This window comes from Mycolicibacterium vinylchloridicum (assembly GCF_013404075.1).
Classification (GTDB): Bacteria; Actinomycetota; Actinomycetes; order Mycobacteriales; family Mycobacteriaceae; genus Mycobacterium; species Mycobacterium vinylchloridicum.
On record NZ_JACBJQ010000018.1, the window covers coordinates 110,530 to 128,004 of the forward strand.

The following is a 17,475-nucleotide window of genomic DNA, read 5'->3' on the forward strand; positions in this document are numbered from 1 at the left end:
GCGCGCCGCCACGCTAGGAGCGAACGAACTTCTTCAGCACCGACTCGTCGCCGAGACCCCATGCCTCGATGCGATCGGAGACCACCTGCCGCGAGGCTTCGATGTCGAAGATCCCGGCCTTCGCGACGTTCTGCAGCTTGTCCTGGTACTCGACAATGTCGCCGCCGACGACACCGAAACCGACCGCACGACGCGCGATCGAGTTGATCGTCGAATCGCGATGAGTTTGCAGGCAATGCGCAACGAGGTTGGCAAAGAACTCTTCGTGCCGCTCCTCATCGCGGGCGATCCGGCCGACCAGACCCTTGAGCGCCGGCTCGTCGACCTTGGCCTCGAGGTTGCGGGTGAACACGGCGTGCGCCCGCTCGTAGAGCGCCATGAACACCAGCGTCTCGATCTGGGTGAAGTGGTCGGCCCGGTACCCGCGCATGACGTGCGCGACGCGGACATCCTCGTTGGCGGTCGGGTCGAAGTTGCGGGTGACCACCAGGTAGTTCCGCAACGCGATCGCGTGCAGGTTCTCCTCGGCGGTCCAGCGGCCCATCCAGCGGCCCCACTTGTCCTCCAGGACAAAGTGTTCGACCAGCTCGCGGTGATATCCGGCGAGGTTGTCCTTGGTGATCAGGAGGATCTCGAGCGCATCGACGACGTCGGCGGGCAGGGTCACCTGAGACGGGTCCCAGTCCTTGCCGCCGAGGAACGCGAAGTTCTCGCCTTGGTCGAACGGTACGTAGTCGTGGCCGTACCACTCGTCGGAGGTTTCCAGATAGCGAGCCAGATTGTCGGCGACAACTGGCTCGAGTTCGAGGGTCAGCGCATTCGCGACAGGTTTCTGTGCCATGCGGTTACAGTAACCCAATTCTGTGGGAATCGTAAAATTCCACCGACGGCGAGTCGCGGCTACAGCGTGAGGCCCGGGTACAGCGGGTTGGCGTCCAGCAGCTCGGCGGAGGCGGCATGCACCCGATCGGCGGTGCCGTCGGCCAGCGTGTACTTGGCCTTGCTGGTCCCGTCGGCCTCGGTGTTGGACAGCACCTCGACCACCAGCTCGGCGACCCGGTCAAACTCGGCCGGACCGAACCCACGGGTGGTCAGCGCCGGGGTGCCGAACCGGATGCCGCTGGAGTACCAGGCGCCGTTGGGGTCGTTCGGGATCGAGTTGCGGTTGGTGACGACGCCGGCGTCCAGCAACGCGGACTCGGCCTGCCGGCCGGTCAGCCCGAACGTCTGCACGTCGAGCAGCACCAGGTGGTTGTCGGTGCCGCCGGTGACGAGCCGGGCCCCCCGCTTGAGCAGGCCCTCGGCGAAGGCCTTGGCGTTGTCGGCGACCCGCTGGGCGTAGGCCTGGAACGCCGGCTGGCGAGCCTCGGCCAGCGCGACGGCCTTGGCCGCCATGACGTGGCTCAGCGGACCGCCGAGCACCATCGGGCAGCCCTTGTCGACGGCAGGTGCGTACTCCTCGGTGGCCAGCACCAGACCGCCACGCGGACCGCGCAGCGACTTGTGCGTGGTCGTGGTCGTGACGTGCGCGTGCGGCACCGGATCCTCGTCGCCGGTGAAGACCTTCCCGGCGACCAGGCCGGCGAAGTGCGCCATATCGACCATCAGGGTTGCGCCGACCTCGTCAGCGATCTCACGCATCTTGGCGAAGTTGACCCGGCGCGGGTAGGCCGAGTAACCGGCGACCAGGATCAGCGGCTTGAACTCACGGGCGGTGGCGCGGACGGCGTCGTAGTCGATCAACCCGGTTTCGGTGTCGGTGCCGTAGCTGCGCTGGTGGAACATCTTGCCGGAGATGTTCGGCCGGAAGCCGTGCGTGAGGTGACCACCGGTGTCCAGTGACATACCCAGCAGACGCTGGCTGCCCAACCGGGCGCGCAGCCGTTCCCACTCGGCCTCGGACAGGTCGTTGACGTTCTTGACGCCGAGGTCCTTCAGTGCCGGCGCCTCGATCCGGGTGGCCAGGATGGCCCAGAACGCGACCAGGTTGGCGTCGATGCCGGAGTGCGGCTGGGCGTAGGCGTAGGGGGCGCCGAACAGCTCGCGGGCATGCTCGGCGGCCAGCGCCTCGACGGTGTCGACGTTCTGGCAGGCGGCATAGAAGCGGTGCCCGACGGTGCCCTCGGCGTACTTGTCGGAGAACCAGGTGCCCATGGTCAGCAGAACCGCCGGTGAGGCGTAGTTTTCGCTGGCGATCAGTTTGAGCGAATTCCGTTGGTCGTCAAGCTCTTTGCGGGTGGCCGCGGCGATCCGCGGCTCGACCGACTCGATGACGTCAAGCGTCGCGCGGTAAGCCTCGCTGGCGGTGGCGGCATAGTCGGCGCCCGGGGCGGCGGCCGAAGGGGAAATCGTCGAGTCTGCGGTCATGCGCCCAGCCTATCCGCCGCTGTTCAGGCCGCGTCCACCCGCAGCGCCGACGGGATCAGCGGCTCGTCGAGCAGCCGCCCGAACCGGTCGGTCAGGCTCACCCCGGCGGGCCGGTCGTCAAGCCACGTCCGCAGCAGCCGGTACCCCTCGACGTAGGTGCTCGTGTAGGCCCGCCACAACGGCGAGGACAGAAACCGCAGCATCTGGCGGGCCCGGGTGTCGTCGACCAGCAACCAGCGCTGCAGGAACGCGACCACGTCGTCGGCGTCGCGGTGTTCGTCGTGCAGCATCAGTGCCGCGTCCTGGCGCACGTCAGCGAGCGCCGCCGTCGCCTCGGCCAGAGCCTCGGCGCGCTCGCCGTCGAACCGCAGCCCCAGATCGGCGTAGATCTCGGCTGCCCAGCGTCCCCAGCCGGGCCCAACGGCAGCATGCAGCGCCAGATCGGCCAGCCCCTCGGCCATCAGGCACTGCGGGGTGTTGACCAGAAAGATCGTCTGCTCCTGCTGGTCGCGACCGGCCACCAAGCCGGCCTCCTTGCGGCAGTGCTCGGTGTGATGGCCGGGGTAAGACTCGTGGGCCACCAAGCGCGGCAGGTTCGCCATCTGCTGCTTGAGATCGGCGTTGACCGCGACCGTCGAGCGGTAGTTGCCCTCGTAGTAGTTGAACCCCGACCACGGCTTGTCGGTGACCACCTCGTAGACGATGGTCTCGGTATCGGGCAGTGGGTACGTCGCGCGAACGGTGTCGCGCAGCGCGCTGGAGAACGCGTGCATGCACTCCTCGAGGCGGTCGGGCGGGATCTCGTCGGCACGGCGGTGGGCCTCCATCCGCTCGACCAAACTGCCGCTGCCGGTGAGCACCTCGTCGATGCGCGCGTGGGCGGCGCGGTAGCGCTCGGGGTCGCCGCGGCTGATCTCGACGTCGAAGTAGTTGCGCACCTCGTCGACGAAGCCGACCTGCTCGCCGGCGAACTTGCGCGCCGAGAACGCCAGCGCCCGCAGGTGTGCGCCGATGAAATCGGCACGCTGGTCGGTGAAGCCGGCCTCACGCGGCACCTGCGGCAGCTCAGCGAGCAGCCGGTCGGCTTGGCGGGCCAGTTCGGCGGGCTCGGGAGCGGGTTCGTCGGCCACCGCGCGGCGCAGTTCGGGGTCGCCGGTGAAGGAGTCGACGTAGCCCTCCTCGATGCGGTCGAAGCGCAATCCGAGGGTCAGGTAGTCGCGGATGAGGGTGCCGGGCTGCATGTGAACCAAGCTAACTGCAAGACTGGCACGATGGCGCGGCTGAGTGAACCCAGCCCTTACGTCGAGTTCGACCGGAGTCAATGGCGTGCACTGCGCATGTCGACCCCGTTGAAGTTGACGGAGGACGAGCTGGTTGGGCTGCGCGGTCTGGGCGAACAGGTCGATCTGCTGGAAGTCGAAGAGGTCTACCTGCCGCTGGCCCGGTTGATCCACCTGCAGGTGGCCGCGCGGCAGCGACTGTTCGCGGCCACGTCGGAGTTCCTCGGTGAACCGCAGCAGAGTCCGGACCGGCCGGTGCCGTTCATCATCGGCGTCGCGGGCAGCGTGGCCGTCGGGAAATCCACCACCGCGCGTGTACTGCAGGCGCTGCTGGCCCGCTGGGAGCATCACCCCCGCGTCGACCTGGTCACCACCGACGGCTTCCTCTACCCCAACGCCGAGTTGACCCGTCGAAACCTCATGCACCGCAAGGGTTTTCCGGAGAGCTACAACCGCCGCGCGCTGATGCGGTTCGTGACCACGGTGAAGTCCGGCGCCGACCAGGTGTGCGCCCCGGTCTACTCACACCTGATCTACGACATCGTCCCCGGCGAGAAACACGTCGTCACCCACCCCGACATCCTCATCCTGGAGGGACTCAACGTCCTGCAGACCGGTCCGACGCTGATGGTGTCGGACCTGTTCGACTTCTCGGTGTACGTCGACGCCCGCATCGAGGACATCGAGCAGTGGTACGTCGACCGGTTCCTGGCGATGCGGGCGGGCGCGTTCGCGAACCCGGCCTCGCACTTCCACCACTACGCGGGCCTGACCGACACTCAGGCGGTCGCGGCCGCCCGCGATATCTGGAGTTCCATCAACCGGCCCAACCTGATCGAGAACATCCTGCCGACCCGGCCGCGGGCGACGCTGGTGCTGCGCAAGGACGCCGACCACGCGATCAATCGGCTGCGGTTGCGCAAGCTCTAGTTGGTCGGTACGCCCGTCAGCGGGTTGAGCCGCAGCACCGGCATCGGGAACGAGAACTCCGCGTCCACCGCATCGGGGTGATCGTAGAGACCGATCGTGTAGACCCCCGCGGTGTAGATCGTCATCGGCAGGTGATGGGCGAAGACCCGGAACTTCACCGGCACGCCGGGGTTGTCCGGCCATTGCCAGGCGAACTCCAGCAGGCCGACCCGCTCCCCCTCCGGCGACTTCGCGACGATGAAGCGGCGTGGCTCGTAGTCGCTGCCCCCGCCGGTGTACAGCGCCAGCACCAGCGGGACGGTGATCTGCGCCGGAAGATTCTCGACGTAGCAACTCGTCATCGGAAAGCCCTCAGCGGTCACCCCACCGGCGTCTTCCAGGACCGCCTTGCGCGCAGCGGCGAACGCTAGGACATGCATGGCCGCAACCCTATTTGATGCGACGCACCCCGAGGTACTGCAGGTCGGCGAACACCAGCGTGTACACGCCACTCGCCAGCGTCAGGACCACACCCGCGGTGGTGAGGTCGACGTCGAGAACGACCAGCACGGCCGCGACGGTGAAGATCAGGTTGGCGACCATGGTGGCGATGCCCGCGGTCCGCACCCGCTGCAGCCCGGCGGCCAGGAACACCACGATCCCGTAGACGACGAAGCCCGCGCCGACGGCGTATTCGGCCGCCTTGGGAATCCCGGTGAATCCGGACAGCGGACCCGCCGCGGCCATCAGAGCGATACCGGCCAGGCCGGACAGCACGGCGTCGGCCCGCATGGCCAGTCGCAACAGCGAGTCGGTGGACGTGGTGGATGTGGAGGACAGAGCGGTCATGATGGTTCCTTTCGTTGGAGTGTCGTGGTGAACGTCGAAGTGCCGGTGCGGGGCGGCTCGCCGTAACCTCTTGCGGCGGCGCCCCACACCGGCGGGGCGGGAATCACGCCAGACGGCGCACTCCGAGGTACTGCAGGACCGCGAACGTCGCGGTGTACACGGCGGCGGCCAGCACGGAGATCACCCCGAAGGTGGTCAACGGCAACACCCCCGCCTCCGCGACGGCCAGGAAGCCGACCGTGCCGACGCCGTTGAAGAGCGCCATGCCGGTGCCGACCCGGCGGAGGTCCGGCGCGGCGGCGAGCGCGTAGACGACTAGGCCGCACAGCACGAACGCCGCGCCGGCGAGGTAGCCCTGAGCCGAGGTCAGTCCGGTCAGCCGGCCCAGCGGGTCGGCCATTGTCGCGATGCCCAGTCCGAGCACACCGGTCAGGGTGGCGTCGACGCGCATCGCGAAGCGCAGGAGTGAGTCGGTGGAATCAGACAACGGTTGGTGTCTGGTGATGATGGCGGTCATGTCCATCACGGTGCTCAGATCGCACTGCCAGATCGACGCCTGGCGCTGCCAGTTACTGCCAGGTGCAGCTCAGGGCTGGGAAACGGTGATCCGGCCGCGCAGATCCGCCGCGATCAGCTTCGCCGCCGCGTTCTGCCAGTTGTGCAGCGAGCGCTGCGGCACCTCGGTGACGAACCACTGCCAGGCCTGCCGCGCCACCGGGTCCAGGCCCGCGGGTGTGGCGTTCTGGGCGTAGGCCCGCACCCCGACGACGTACGGGAAGTACAGCGAGTTGTAGTAGCGCCAGTGCTCGGTGGTACCGAACGAACCGCCACTGCGTGGCTTCAGCCGCGCGATGTGCTCGGCCAGCAGCGCCTTGAGCTCGTTGGCCCGCTCCAGCGGCTGATCGGGCGCGCCGCGGGCAGCCAGCCGCTCGTCGATGACGGGCAGCTGGGTCAGCGGGCTCGCGACGAGTTTGGACAGATCGCCGTAGTGGCCCAGCGCGCGACGGGTCAGCCGGGCGAAGGCCTCGTCGTCGAGGGCATCGAGCGGGTTGGCCGCCACCAGCGGCAGTGCGGCCTCGGCACCGCGCAGCGCGGCCCGTTCGGCCCGCAACGCCGGCGAGCGGGAGAACGCCAGCCGGTCCAACAGTCCGGCGAGTGGGTCCGCCAGCACGTTGATGGCGACCGCGACGGCAAGGCTGGTGAACAGCAGCACGGTCAGCGCGGTTCGCCCCGGCCCGTCGGCGCCGGTGACCGCCATCCCGATCAGCGATTGGCCGCCGAACAGCACCGCCACCACCAGACTTCCGGTGAACGACCGCAGCATGTCGGCCCGCAGCGCCTGACCCTCGTCGAAGGCGTCCCACAAGGCGACCGCGACACCGAGCAGCAGCACGTCGAAGCAGGTGGACGCCAGCGCCAACCAGCTCGGCACCAGGCCCAGCGGAATCACCAGGACCGCGTTACCCAGCGCGAAGAACAACGTCGCGACGATCACCACCCCGGCTACCCGGCCGGGCTGCGCGGGTCGTCGCACCGCGGCGACCATCGCGCCCAGCGTCGAGGACGAGATCGCCGCGAACATCACCCAGTGGCCGGGCCGCAGCGGACCCACGACGCTGCCGGCCATCACCGCACCCAGCAACGTCACGGCGGCGACGATGGCGATCAGTGTCAGTTCGGTGGCCCGGCTGCGCCACGTGTCGATCGGCCGGGCCAGCTCCAGGACGACGGCGAACCACGCCACCCCCGGCACGGCGACGAGATAGATCTCGATCTGACCCAGCAGCTCGGCGTGGGCGACGCTCACCACCCGCACCGCGTCCAGGGCCACCACCGCAGCGAACCCGCACAACCCGACGGAGGCCAGCGCCAGGACCGGCTTTCGCGGATCACGCGCCAGCAGATACAAGCCCAGCCACCAGCTCAGCGTGAAGACCACCGCCGACAGCGCAGCCATCACACGCCGAATCGACGATGTCTGCGGCTATACGCGCGCAGCGCGCGAAGGAAGTCGACCCGGCGGAACGCCGGCCAGTGCGCCTCGGTGAACCACATCTCCGAGTACGCGCTCTGCCACAGCAGGAACCCGGAGAGGCGCTGCTCCCCGGAGGTCCGGATCACCAAATCGGGATCGGGCTGCCCGGAGGTGTACAGGTTTTCGGAGATGCCCTCGATCGTGACGGCGTCGATCAGCTGCTCGGGGCTGGCACCGTTGGCCAGCTCCTTGCCCAGCAGCGCCCGCACCGCGTCGACGATCTCCTGACGCCCGCCGTAACCGACGGCGACGTTGACGTGAAAGGAGGCCGGCGGCCGCCCCGCAGTGCTGTCCACGGCTTCGCGGAGCCGCCGCGCCGGCTCGTCTCCGAGCAATTCCAGATCGCCGACGGTCCGTACGCTCCACCGATTCGTCGGCGCGCAGATCTCCTCGACGACGTCGGTGATGATCTCGATGAGGCACGACAGTTCGTCAGGATCGCGCTGCAGATTCTCGGTGGACAGCAGGTACACCGTGGCCATCTCGATGCCGGATTCGGCGCACCAGCGCAGCATTTCGGCGATCTTGGCCGCGCCCATCCGGTAGCCGTACGCCACATCGTCGTGACCAGCGTCACGAGCCCAGCGCCGGTTGCCGTCGCACAGAACAGCGATATGGCGGGGTAGCTGGGACTTGGAGTGCGCCAGTTCCTGGCGCAGCCGCATCTCGTAGAGCCGGTAGGCCGGGTCCTTGAGGCGAGGCGGAATGATCTCCACGACAAACCAGACTACTGTGACGATCAGGTACCCCCGGGCGCGAATCGAGGTGACATGACCGCAGGAATCGAGACCGCCGACGAGGCTCAGCAGCCCCCGCCCCGCGCTTATGCCGAAGACTTCCCCGAAGCGGTCGTCGATGCTGCGGTCGAGTTCTTCGGCAAGCCCCGGGCTCGCGGCTGGATCCACGTGTACGCCGCGGGGATCGCCTTCATCGCGGGCGCAGCGCTCATCTCGGTGTCATGGGCACTGGAGGGTCTGCGCGCGGGACTCTCGACGCTGGTCTACACGATCACGATCGTCGCGATGTTCGCCGTCAGCGGCACTTATCACCGGGTGAACTGGACGTCGCCCGCGGCGCGCAAATGGATGAAGCGCGCCGACCACTCGATGATCTTCATCTTCATCGCGGGCAGCTACACGCCGTTCGCGATGCTGGCCCTGCCCGAGCGCAGCGGCCTCGTGCTCCTCGCGATCGTGTGGGGCGGCGCGCTGGCCGGAGTGTTGCTCAAGATGTTCTGGCCGTCGGCGCCGCGCTGGGTCGGGGTGCCGCTGTACCTGCTGCTCGGCTGGGTCGCGGCGTGGTTCATCGTCCCGATCATGAACGGCGCCGGTGTCGCGGCGCTGGTGCTGCTGATCGTCGGCGGCGCGCTGTACAGCATCGGCGGCGTGCTCTACGCACTGAAATGGCCGAACCCGTGGCCGACGACATTCGGCCACCACGAGTTCTTCCACGCGTGCACCGCGGTAGCGGCCCTCTGCCACTACATCGCGATGTGGTTCGCGGTGTTCTAGGGGTTAAAGAGTAGTGACGTTCTCCGGGCCCCAGTAGGCCTTCATCGAGGTGACCAGACCGTCGGCGTTGAACGTCATCACCTCGATGACCTCGATGCGCATGGCGCCGGCGACGGTCAGCGCGAACAGGAACGCCGCCTCGTGGCCACCGGAGCGGAACTCCAGGAGCTCAGCCTTGCACTCGGCACCTTCGACCGCCTTGTAGAAGCCTTCGATGGCCTGCCGGCCGATGTGGACGTCACCACCACCGACCGGGTCCTCCAGGGTGGCGTCCTCGGCGTACAGCGCTGCGACTTTGGCGGCACTGCCCGCGGCGACGGTGTCGAGGTAGCGGTTGACCAGGGCTTTGAGATCGAGGGCATCGCTCATGGCCGCAAACGCTACACGGGCACGCCCAGCGCGTCGGCGAGTTCCCTGGCCCCGGTCACCGGCAGGTCGCACGTGCGGCCGCGGCAGACGTAGGCCGCGTCGTTTCCGTTGACCTGGTCGCGGCCTTCCAAAAGCGGCGAGGAGTCGACGGCGCCGCCGACCACAATGGTGCCGCCGGGTGCCAACTGTCTTGCGGCGGCAAGTAATTCAGAATCCGGGCGGTCGCTGGAGACGGCTACCTGCAGCGGGCCGCGGACGGCCGCCTCGGCGACCGCCAGCCAATGCCCGGACGACCGCGGCGCGCGGGCCAGCAGCGGCGAGTGCGCCAGCAAGGTGTCCTGGGCCGCCTGCCCGTAGCGGACCGCGCGGTCGGCGTCGACCAGGTGAGCCGCGGTCAGCAGGGCCTCCGCGATCGACGAGGCGCCCGACGGTGTGGCCCCGTCCAGCGGGTCGGCGGGCCGGACCATCAACTGCTCGGCGTCGTCGGCGGTGTCGAACCACCGGCCCGGGCGCTCGGGGTCGGCGAAATGGTCCAGCGCCACGTCGATCAGATCAGTCGCGGAGCGCAGCCACGTGTCGTTGCCGGTGAGCTGATAGAGCGCCAGCAGTCCGGTGGCCAACGCAGCGTGGTCCTCGAGGATCGCCGCGCTCTCGCCGACGACGCCGCCCAGGCTGGCCCGCCGCAGCCGGCCATCGACGATGTGCAGGTCGAGTACGGCGGCGGCGCAACGCTCTGCCGCCCTCAGTAGTTGCGGAACATCAAGGGCCACACTGGCTTCGGTCAGCGCGGTGATCGCGAACCCATTCCACGCAGTGACGATCTTGTCGTCGCGGGCGGGTTGCGCCCTGGTCAGCCGGGAGGCCAGCAGTGCCAACCGGACGCGTTCGAATCGCTGCGCGTTGTCGGGATCGGCCGGCAGCCGCAGCACCGACGTCCCGTGTTCGAAGGTTCCGCTGTCGGTGACATCGAAAAGGTTTGCAGCCCAACGTCCGTCGTCATCACCTAGCACTTCGCACAGCTGCTCGGGCGTCCACACGTACGTCGACCCCTCGACTCCGGCGGCGTCAGCGTCCAGAGCCGAGGTGAACATGTCGCCGTCGGCGAGGTCGTCGAGCAGGAAGCCCGCGGTCTGCGCAGAAATCCGGCGCGCCAGCGGATCTCCCGTGCGCCTGGCCCAATGCGCATATGCCCGCAACAGCAAGGCGTTGTCGTACAGCATCTTCTCGAAGTGCGGCACGACCCAGTCGGCATCGACGCTGTAGCGGGCGAAGCCACCGGCCAACTGGTCGTAGATGCCGCCGCGGGCCATCGCGGTCCCGGTGCGGATCACCGCCTCCAGCGGCAGCGTCGACCCGGTGCGCTCAAAGGACCGCAGCAGCGCCTCCAGCAGAGCCGACGGCGGAAACTTGGGCGCCCCGCCGAAGCCCCCGCGCTCGGGGTCCTCGTCACGCAGGATCGCCGCGGCAGCATGATCGCACAGCGCGGCGTTGATCTCCGGCCCGCCGTCGGGCAACCCGGCTGCCATCCGCCGCAGCTCGCCGGCCACCTGATCGGACGCCTCCTCGACGTCGCGGCGCTGGGTCTTCCAGGTCTCGGCGACCGCGTCCAGCAACTGCAGGAACTGCGGCTTCGGGTAGTAGGTGCCGCAGAAGAACGGCCGGCCGTCCGGGGTCAGGAAACAGGTCATGGGCCAGCCGCCCTGCCCGGTCATCGCCACCGTCGCGTTCATGTACACCGCGTCGAGGTCCGGCCGCTCCTCGCGGTCGACCTTGATGCAGACGAAGCCGGCGTTCATCACCGCTGCGACGTCCTCGTCCTCGAACGACTCATGGGCCATCACATGGCACCAGTGGCAGGCGGCATAGCCGACCGAAAGCAGGATCGGGACGTCGCGCGCGGCGGCCTCGGCGAGGACCTCGGGGGTCCACTGCTGCCAGTGGACGGGATTGTCGGCGTGCTGACGCAGGTAGGGGCTGGTGGCGCTGGCGAGCGCGTTACCCGCCGGGCTCATGCGGAGGCTTCGCCGGGGGGCGCTCGGAACTCGCCACGTCGTCCGTCGACGCGCCGACGGCTTCGCCGTCGAGGGGCTCGCCGGGCTCCTGTTCGAAACTCTGCGGCAGCTTTTTCAGGTGCCGGTTCATCGACCACACCAGCACGAAGACGCAGATCAGCAGGATCACGACGATCAGCAGGCCGATCGGACTGGCCTTACCGAAGTCCGGGCCGGTGTTCTTCGGCTGGTCCGCCAGCACCGACAACAGTTCATTCACTCGAAGATCTCGATTCCGGCGAACAGGTCATCTTCAGGGAGCTTGGCGGGCACCCGCGATCGAGCCAGTTCGAACTCCTCGGTGGGCCACAAGCGTTGCTGCCACTCTATGGGTGTCGCGAAGAAGAATCCGTCGGGGTCGATCTGGGTAGCGTGCGCCTTGAGCGCCTCGTCGCGTTGGTTGAAGTACTCCGAGCAGAGCACCCGGGTGGTCACGCGCCCGGCGAAGACGTCGATCTCGGGATCCCACTTCTTCAACCAGTCCGCGAACGGGCCCTCCTGACCATGCTTGGCGAACTCGTCCTGAAGCAGCTGCAGGCGGGCCCGCAGAAAACCGTGGTTGTAGTAGAGCTTGCTGACCTGCCAGGGTTCGCCGGCCTCGGGGTACAGCCGGTAGTCGGCGGCGGCTTCGTAGGCGGCCACCGAAACCTGGTGGCAGCGAATGTGGTCCGGGTGCGGGTATCCGCCGTTCTCGTCATACGTCGTCATGACGTGCGGACGGAATTCGCGGATCAGCTTGACCAGGGCTTCCACCGGCTGTTCGATCGGCACCACTGCGAAGCAGCCCTCGGGCAGCGGCGGCAGGGGGTCGCCCTCGGGCAGCCCGGAGTCGACGAATCCCAGCCATCGGTGTTCGACGCCGAGGATCTCCGCCGCCCTGGCCATCTCGTCACGACGGATGTCGGTGATGCGGTCACGCACCTCCGGCAGGTCCATCGCCGGGTTGAGGATGTCGCCGCGCTCGCCGCCGGTCAGCGTCACCACCTGAACGCGGTGGCCTTCAGCCGCATACCGCGCAGCCGTCGCAGCGCCCTTGCTTGACTCGTCGTCCGGATGGGCGTGAACGGCCATCAACCGCAGTTCGGTCACGTCTCCCCTGTACTTGCTTGTGCCTCGTCGGTGCCTTACGTGCTGATGCAACAGATTCAGCACGCCCTATAGTCCAATAGTTCCATCCAGGCACGGATACCCGTAATCGAAGCCAGCCGACGAGAGACGCACCGCACACCGATGACCGACAGTCCCCCGCAGCTTCCCGAGTCGCGATACGGACGCCAAGGGTTGCCGCCGGCGACCCGTCGCCGGGCGGCGTTCGCGCTGGGTGTGCTGGCTTTGGCCGCCGGTGTCGTTCTCGCGCTGATCGCCTACCAGCGCTTCGAGGGCAACGACGTCGAGGGTGCAATCGCGTCCTACGAGGTCGTCGACAACCAAACGGTGTCGGTGACGATCAGCGTGACCCGAAAGGACCCGTCGCAGCCGGTGCATTGCATCGTGCGGGCCCGGTCTCATGACGGCGTCGAGACCGGTCGACGGGAAATCCTGGTTCCACCGTCGCAGGCGACAACGGTGCAGGTCACGACCATGGTCAAGTCGTACAAACGACCTTTCGTCGGCGATGTCTACGGCTGCGGGACCGACGTCCCGGGCTATCTGGTCGCCTCCTAATCGGCATCCGCAGAACGAACAGCGAACTGCGAATGTATGAAAACCGACTGTCCTCACGGTGGTAGACTTGTCCGATACACGGTTCCTGCTGGGAGCCGTGTATTGCTTCATTAGCGCGTTTGCTCGCAGCTCTTCGATGGCAATACACGGCAATCTTCCGGCAGCGACGACAGACTGCAACGCGAACAGCGCGGAACCAACGAATGAGGAGCGCGACGAGATGACCGACACCCAGGTGACCTGGCTTACCCAGGAGTCGTATGACCGGCTCAAGACCGAGCTGGATCAGTTGATCGCCAATCGTCCGGTCATCGCCGCTGAGATCAACGACCGTCGTGAAGAGGGCGACCTGCGCGAGAACGGCGGCTACCACGCCGCCCGTGAGGAGCAGGGCCAGCAGGAGGCCCGGATTCGCCAGCTGCAGGAGTTGCTGAACACCGCCAAGGTGGGCGAGGCGCCCAAGCAGTCCGGTGTCGCGCTGCCCGGTTCGGTGGTCAAGGTCTACTACGACGGCGACGAGTCCGACACCGAGACCTTCCTGATTGCCACCCGCCAGGAGGGCATCGACCACGACAAGCTCGAGGTCTATTCACCGAACTCGCCGCTTGGCGGCGCCCTGCTGAATGCCAAGGTCGGCGACACCCGCGAGTACAACGTGCCCAGCGGCAAGACCGTCAAGGTCACGCTGGTCACCGCCGAGCCCTACCACTCGTAACTCTCGGCCGTTGGCGCGCATCGCCGAAGACCTCCTTCTGCTGCTGCTCGACAACGCCGCAGCCCAGCCCGGCCTCCAGCCCGCGCGGTTACAACCGCTACTCGCCGGTGCGGTCCTGCTCGACCTGGCCTATGACTGCCGGATCAGGCCGGCACTGCCGGAGGAGCCGGTGCCGGCCGACCGGCTTGTCGTGTTGATGGGGCCTGCCCCACTGGATCCCGTTGTGCGACCGGCATTGACACTGCTGCAAGAAGCACCGATCACCGCCGGCGCCGCGATCGCCAAGCTGCGCAAGCGCACTGAGGATCATGTGCTCGACCAACTGTTGCGCGCCGGACAGATCCATCAGATCGCGCTGTCGCAGAACCGATTTCGCCGCAATTCCTACGCATGGCCGTTGGCCAGCCGGACGCGGGTGGACCAGGCGCGCTCGGCTCTGCTGGCGGCATTGTTCGACGGACACCGTCCCGACCCGACGACGGCGGCGATCGTCTCATTGCTGCATGCGACCCAGGCGCTGGGTGCGGTGCTGAGCCTCAACGACCGCGGCTGGCAGTGGGTCGTCAGCCGGGCCAGCGAAATCGCAAGTGGCACATGGGTTGACGACGAGAAGATGGCAGACGTCAACCTCGCGGTGACCACGGCAGCAGTGCGCGCGGCGTTAGCTTAGGGCCTGTTCGAGGTCGCCGAGCAGATCCGCCGGATCCTCGATACCCACCGAGAGGCGGACGAGGTCGGCGGGCACCTCGAGCTGTGATCCGGCGGTCGACGCGTGCGTCATCGCGCCCGGATGCTCGATCAGCGACTCCACCCCACCCAGCGATTCCGCGAGAATGAAAACCTCTGTGCGCGAGCACAACCGGCGCGCGGCATCGGCGCCACCGCGCATCCGCACCGATACCATGCCGCCGAATCCGCTCATCTGACGCGCAGCAACCTCATGGCCGGGATGGCCGGGCAGGCCGGGATAGAGCACCTGAGCGACGGCGTCATGCTCGGCCAGCAACTCGGCAACCTTGGCCGCGTTGGAGCTGTGGCGCTGCATGCGCAGTTCGAGGGTTTTGAGACCCCGCATGGTGAGGTAGGCGTCGAACGGGCCGGGCACCGCACCTGCACCGTTCTGCAGGAAGGCGAATTTGGTGTCGAGCTCTTCGTCATTCGTGATCAGCGCGCCGCCGACCACGTCGGAGTGGCCGCCGATGTACTTCGTCGTCGAATGCAGCACGATATCGGCGCCCCGGTTCAGCGGCTGTTGCAGCGCGGGCGAGGCGAACGTGTTGTCCACCAACACCTTCTGGCCCGACTCCGCGGCGATCTCGGCGATGCCCGAGATGTCGGCGATCGACAGCAGCGGGTTGGTGGGCGTCTCGACCCAGATCAGCTTGGTATCCGGCGTGATCGACGCGCGCACCGCGTCGAGGTCGGAGAGCGCCACCGGGGTGTGCTGCACTCCCCACTGGGTGAACACCTTGTCGATGAGCCGGAACGTGCCGCCGTAGGCGTCGTCGGGGATGACGACGTGATCCCCCGGGCGCAGCACAGCGCGCAGTGCGCAGTCGGTGGCCGCCATCCCTGAGCTGAACGCCCGCCCGAACGTGCCGTCCTCGACGGCGGCGAGCACCGCTTCCAGCGCGGCACGCGTCGGGTTGCCGGTGCGCGCGTATTCGAAGCCGCCGCGCAGTCCGCCCACACCGTCTTGCGCGAACGTGCTGCTCGCATAGATCGGGGCGTTGACGGCTCCGGTCGCCGGATCCGGCCGGTATCCAGCGTGGATGGCTCTGGTCGCGAAGCCCTGTGCCCGATGCCGGTCGGCGGCACTGCGTTGCTCACTCATCAAGAGCGAGCCTATCGGCTCAGACGATCAGAGTGGCACGCAGATCGTCGACATGATTTTATCGGCGATCGTCTGCCGCTTGGCGTCCCACAGCGGGAACAGGTAGCCGATGTAGCAGATGAAGGCGTCGACGTAGTGGGCGATCTGACGAACGAACGACATGCCGAAACCGATGGGCTGACCGGTCTTCTCGCTGATCACCTTGAACTTCATCACCGACTTGCCGATGCTCGAACCCGTCTTGCCCTGTCGGTAGAGATTCCAGAACCCGAACACCGTCATGCCCAGTAGACACAGCAAGAACACGATCGCCCCCGGCCCCGACGGCTCCGACACACAATTCGAGGCGTAGTCGTAGCCGCCGTACACGTCGGGCGAGAGGCAGTGCTCCTCGCCGGTGGCCACCAACATGACCATGCCGACGGCATACAGGATGATCAGGGGGATCGCGTCGATGAGTGAGGCCGCGACACGGCTGATCCACGGGGTGTAGGCGTCCGCGGGCAGCGCCCCAACGACATTCGGGGGCTCCGGGTAGTCAAAGCCCGGCGTGTAGGCGTAGTGGCCCGGCGGCGGAGGGGGCGGGTAGTAGTAGCCCGGCGGTGGATTGTCGCCGGAAGGTGGTTGCGTCATGCGGGTGCGACTACAGCGGCACGCAGATCGTCGACACGATCTTGTCGGCGATCGTCTGCCGCTTGGCATCCCACAGCGGGAACAAGTAGCCGATGTAGCAGATGATGCCGTCGACGAAGTGGCAGATCTGCCGCACGATCGACATGCCGAAACCGATCGGCTGACCGGTCTTCTCGCTGATCACCTTGAACTTCATCACCGACTTGCCGATGGTCGATCCGGTCTTGCCCTGCCGGTAGAGATTCCAGAACGCGAACACCGCCGCGGCGGCGATGAACACGAACAGCACGATCATCCCCAGCGCTGACGGCTGCGATGTGCAGGACACCCCGTAATCGTTGTTTTCGGAGCGCGAGACGCAATTGTTCTCACCGGTGGCGAACGCCACGATTTCGCCGATACCGACCAGAATGCCGGGAATCACCCCGTCGACGATCCAGGCGCCGACCCGCTTGATCCACGGGGTGTAGGCCTCTTTCGGCAGCACGCCGGCACCCGGCACCGGCGGCGGGTAATTGCCGGGCGGGGGCGGCGGGTAGTTGCCCGGCGGCGGGTAGTTACCGGGAGGCGGGTAGTTACCGGGCGGAGGCGGCTGTGTCATCGATGTCCTTGTCTTAGAGCGGGAGGCAAACGGTCGACATGATCTTGTCGGCCAGCGATTGCCGCTTGGAATCCCACAGTGGGAACAGCACGGCGACAAGCCACAGAATGAAGCACAAGTAGGAGGCGATGGAGTACAGGATCTCGCGCACGAGCGACAACCAGAATCCGATTGGCTGCCCGGTCTTTTCGCTGACCACCTTGAATTTCATGATCGACTTGCCGATGCTCGAACCCGTCTTGCCCTGGCGATATCCCAGGTTCCAGATCACGAACGCGTACCCGACTATCACGGCAAGCGCGAGTGCCGTCTGACCCGTCGTCGAGGCACCCGTCGCGCAGAACTCACCGAGGCTGTATTCGGACGAATCGGTCACGCAGGCCGTCTCCTGCGTGGCCGCCAAGACGCCCGCGCCGATGCCCACGATGACGAAAACCGGGACGTAATCGATGAGCCACGCGACGACGCGGGTGAACCAGGACGTGTACGCGGCCTGCGGCAGCTCCGGCACCGGCTGACCCGGGGGCGGCGGCGCGTAGCCGGCGCCCCCGCGTCAGCCGGTGCCGGAGCCTGTCCCTTATACACATTTGACGCTTCCGACGATACCCCCTGGTTAGAGCTCGCGCGTCGCGTGTCTCTCCAGAAGACCAAGTAGA

At 67.3% G+C, this 17,475-nt stretch carries 21 protein-coding genes; 5 read left to right on the top strand and 16 right to left on the bottom strand.

From position 1 onward, the window contains the following. Window positions 1-13: 13 nt before the first annotated feature. Genes HPC46_RS16960 through HPC46_RS16970 form a run of 3 tightly spaced genes read right to left on the bottom strand, consistent with a single transcriptional unit; the run spans window position 14 to window position 3,608 of the window. On the bottom strand, window positions 14-841 hold the full coding sequence (locus tag HPC46_RS16960) for an acyl-ACP desaturase (RefSeq protein WP_179471893.1): 828 nt from the start codon (window positions 839-841) through the stop codon (window positions 14-16). A gap of 59 nt (window positions 842-900) precedes the next feature. Continuing rightward, window positions 901-2,367 carry a glycine hydroxymethyltransferase gene (locus HPC46_RS16965; RefSeq protein WP_179471895.1) on the bottom strand — a complete coding sequence of 489 codons (1,467 nt, stop codon included), beginning with the start codon at window positions 2,365-2,367 and terminating at the stop codon, window positions 901-903. Window positions 2,368-2,390: 23 nt separating this feature from the next. Further along, window positions 2,391-3,608 carry a DUF885 domain-containing protein gene (locus tag HPC46_RS16970; RefSeq protein ID WP_179471897.1) on the bottom strand — a complete coding sequence of 406 codons (1,218 nt, stop codon included), beginning with the start codon at window positions 3,606-3,608 and terminating at the stop codon, window positions 2,391-2,393. Window positions 3,609-3,638: 30 nt separating this feature from the next. On the opposite strand from HPC46_RS16970, the gene coaA reads away from it, so the two are divergent. Next, a complete protein-coding gene (gene coaA / locus HPC46_RS16975) occupies window positions 3,639-4,577 on the top strand; it encodes a type I pantothenate kinase (RefSeq protein WP_179471899.1) in 939 nt (312 codons plus the stop codon). Here the strand turns inward: coaA and HPC46_RS16980 are convergent. The 5 genes from HPC46_RS16980 to HPC46_RS17000 form a co-directional block, all read right to left on the bottom strand. Then, window positions 4,574-4,996, bottom strand: coding sequence for a hypothetical protein (locus HPC46_RS16980; RefSeq protein WP_179471901.1), 423 nt, complete (start codon window positions 4,994-4,996; stop codon window positions 4,574-4,576). The genes coaA and HPC46_RS16980 overlap by 4 nt on opposite strands. Window positions 4,997-5,006: 10 nt before the next feature. Beyond that, window positions 5,007-5,405, bottom strand: a complete 399-nt coding sequence (locus tag HPC46_RS16985; RefSeq protein WP_179471903.1) for a hypothetical protein — start codon at window positions 5,403-5,405, stop codon at window positions 5,007-5,009. Between the two features lie 103 nt (window positions 5,406-5,508). Next, the gene (locus tag HPC46_RS16990; protein ID WP_407665515.1) at window positions 5,509-5,928 is read right to left on the bottom strand and encodes a hypothetical protein; all 420 of its coding nucleotides are present in this window, start codon (window positions 5,926-5,928) and stop codon (window positions 5,509-5,511) included. Window positions 5,929-5,991: 63 nt separating this feature from the next. Then, complete coding sequence (locus HPC46_RS16995) at window positions 5,992-7,362, bottom strand: phosphatidylglycerol lysyltransferase domain-containing protein (protein WP_179471907.1); 1,371 nt, start codon at window positions 7,360-7,362, stop codon at window positions 5,992-5,994. After that, window positions 7,362-8,156, bottom strand: coding sequence for a (2Z,6E)-farnesyl diphosphate synthase (locus tag HPC46_RS17000; protein ID WP_179471909.1), 795 nt, complete (start codon window positions 8,154-8,156; stop codon window positions 7,362-7,364). The genes HPC46_RS16995 and HPC46_RS17000 overlap by 1 nt, the downstream gene beginning before the upstream one ends. A 54-nt stretch (window positions 8,157-8,210) precedes the next feature. Between HPC46_RS17000 and trhA the strand changes: the two genes are divergently transcribed. Then, a complete protein-coding gene (trhA, locus tag HPC46_RS17005; protein WP_179471911.1) occupies window positions 8,211-8,951 on the top strand; it encodes a PAQR family membrane homeostasis protein TrhA in 741 nt (246 codons plus the stop codon). A 3-nt stretch (window positions 8,952-8,954) separates the two neighbouring features. Here the strand turns inward: trhA and HPC46_RS17010 are convergent, their stop codons facing one another. From HPC46_RS17010 to mca, 4 genes are read right to left on the bottom strand one after another with little or no spacing between them, the layout of a single operon-like run. Beyond that, window positions 8,955-9,320: a nuclear transport factor 2 family protein gene (locus HPC46_RS17010; protein WP_179471913.1), complete on the bottom strand. Its 366-nt coding sequence runs from the start codon at window positions 9,318-9,320 to the stop codon at window positions 8,955-8,957. Between the two features lie 11 nt (window positions 9,321-9,331). Next, window positions 9,332-11,332: a thioredoxin domain-containing protein gene (locus HPC46_RS17015; RefSeq protein WP_179471915.1), complete on the bottom strand. Its 2,001-nt coding sequence runs from the start codon at window positions 11,330-11,332 to the stop codon at window positions 9,332-9,334. Further along, window positions 11,316-11,591, bottom strand: coding sequence for a hypothetical protein (locus HPC46_RS17020; protein WP_179471917.1), 276 nt, complete (start codon window positions 11,589-11,591; stop codon window positions 11,316-11,318). The genes HPC46_RS17015 and HPC46_RS17020 overlap by 17 nt, the downstream gene beginning before the upstream one ends. After that, window positions 11,588-12,460, bottom strand: a complete 873-nt coding sequence (gene mca / locus HPC46_RS17025) for a mycothiol conjugate amidase Mca (protein WP_179471919.1) — start codon at window positions 12,458-12,460, stop codon at window positions 11,588-11,590. The genes HPC46_RS17020 and mca overlap by 4 nt, the downstream gene beginning before the upstream one ends. A gap of 141 nt (window positions 12,461-12,601) precedes the next feature. Here mca and HPC46_RS17030 point away from each other — a divergent pair, with 141 nt between their 5' ends. The 3 genes from HPC46_RS17030 to HPC46_RS17040 all read left to right on the top strand — a co-directional run bounded on the left by HPC46_RS17030 (window position 12,602) and on the right by HPC46_RS17040 (window position 14,421). Then, a complete protein-coding gene (locus HPC46_RS17030; protein ID WP_179471921.1) occupies window positions 12,602-13,036 on the top strand; it encodes a DUF4307 domain-containing protein in 435 nt (144 codons plus the stop codon). A 220-nt stretch (window positions 13,037-13,256) separates the two neighbouring features. Further along, entirely contained in the window at window positions 13,257-13,751 is a 495-nt protein-coding gene (gene greA, locus HPC46_RS17035; RefSeq protein WP_179471923.1) for a transcription elongation factor GreA, read from the top strand. A gap of 10 nt (window positions 13,752-13,761) precedes the next feature. Continuing rightward, window positions 13,762-14,421 (top strand): GOLPH3/VPS74 family protein, encoded by a 660-nt coding sequence (locus HPC46_RS17040; protein WP_179471925.1) that lies wholly within the window; start codon window positions 13,762-13,764, stop codon window positions 14,419-14,421. Here HPC46_RS17040 and HPC46_RS17045 read toward each other — a convergent pair. From HPC46_RS17045 to HPC46_RS17060, 4 genes are read right to left on the bottom strand one after another with little or no spacing between them, the layout of a single operon-like run. Continuing rightward, entirely contained in the window at window positions 14,413-15,585 is a 1,173-nt protein-coding gene (locus HPC46_RS17045; RefSeq protein WP_179471927.1) for a cystathionine gamma-synthase, read from the bottom strand. The two genes, HPC46_RS17040 and HPC46_RS17045, sit on opposite strands and share 9 nt — an antisense overlap. Window positions 15,586-15,612: 27 nt before the next feature. After that, window positions 15,613-16,218 (bottom strand): Rv1078 family RDD domain-containing protein, encoded by a 606-nt coding sequence (locus tag HPC46_RS17050; protein WP_179471929.1) that lies wholly within the window; start codon window positions 16,216-16,218, stop codon window positions 15,613-15,615. A 10-nt stretch (window positions 16,219-16,228) separates the two neighbouring features. Beyond that, complete coding sequence (locus HPC46_RS17055) at window positions 16,229-16,819, bottom strand: Rv1078 family RDD domain-containing protein (protein WP_179471931.1); 591 nt, start codon at window positions 16,817-16,819, stop codon at window positions 16,229-16,231. Window positions 16,820-16,832: 13 nt separating this feature from the next. Beyond that, window positions 16,833-17,330: an Rv1078 family RDD domain-containing protein gene (locus HPC46_RS17060; protein WP_179471933.1), complete on the bottom strand. Its 498-nt coding sequence runs from the start codon at window positions 17,328-17,330 to the stop codon at window positions 16,833-16,835. Between the last annotated feature and the right edge of the window lie 145 nt (window positions 17,331-17,475).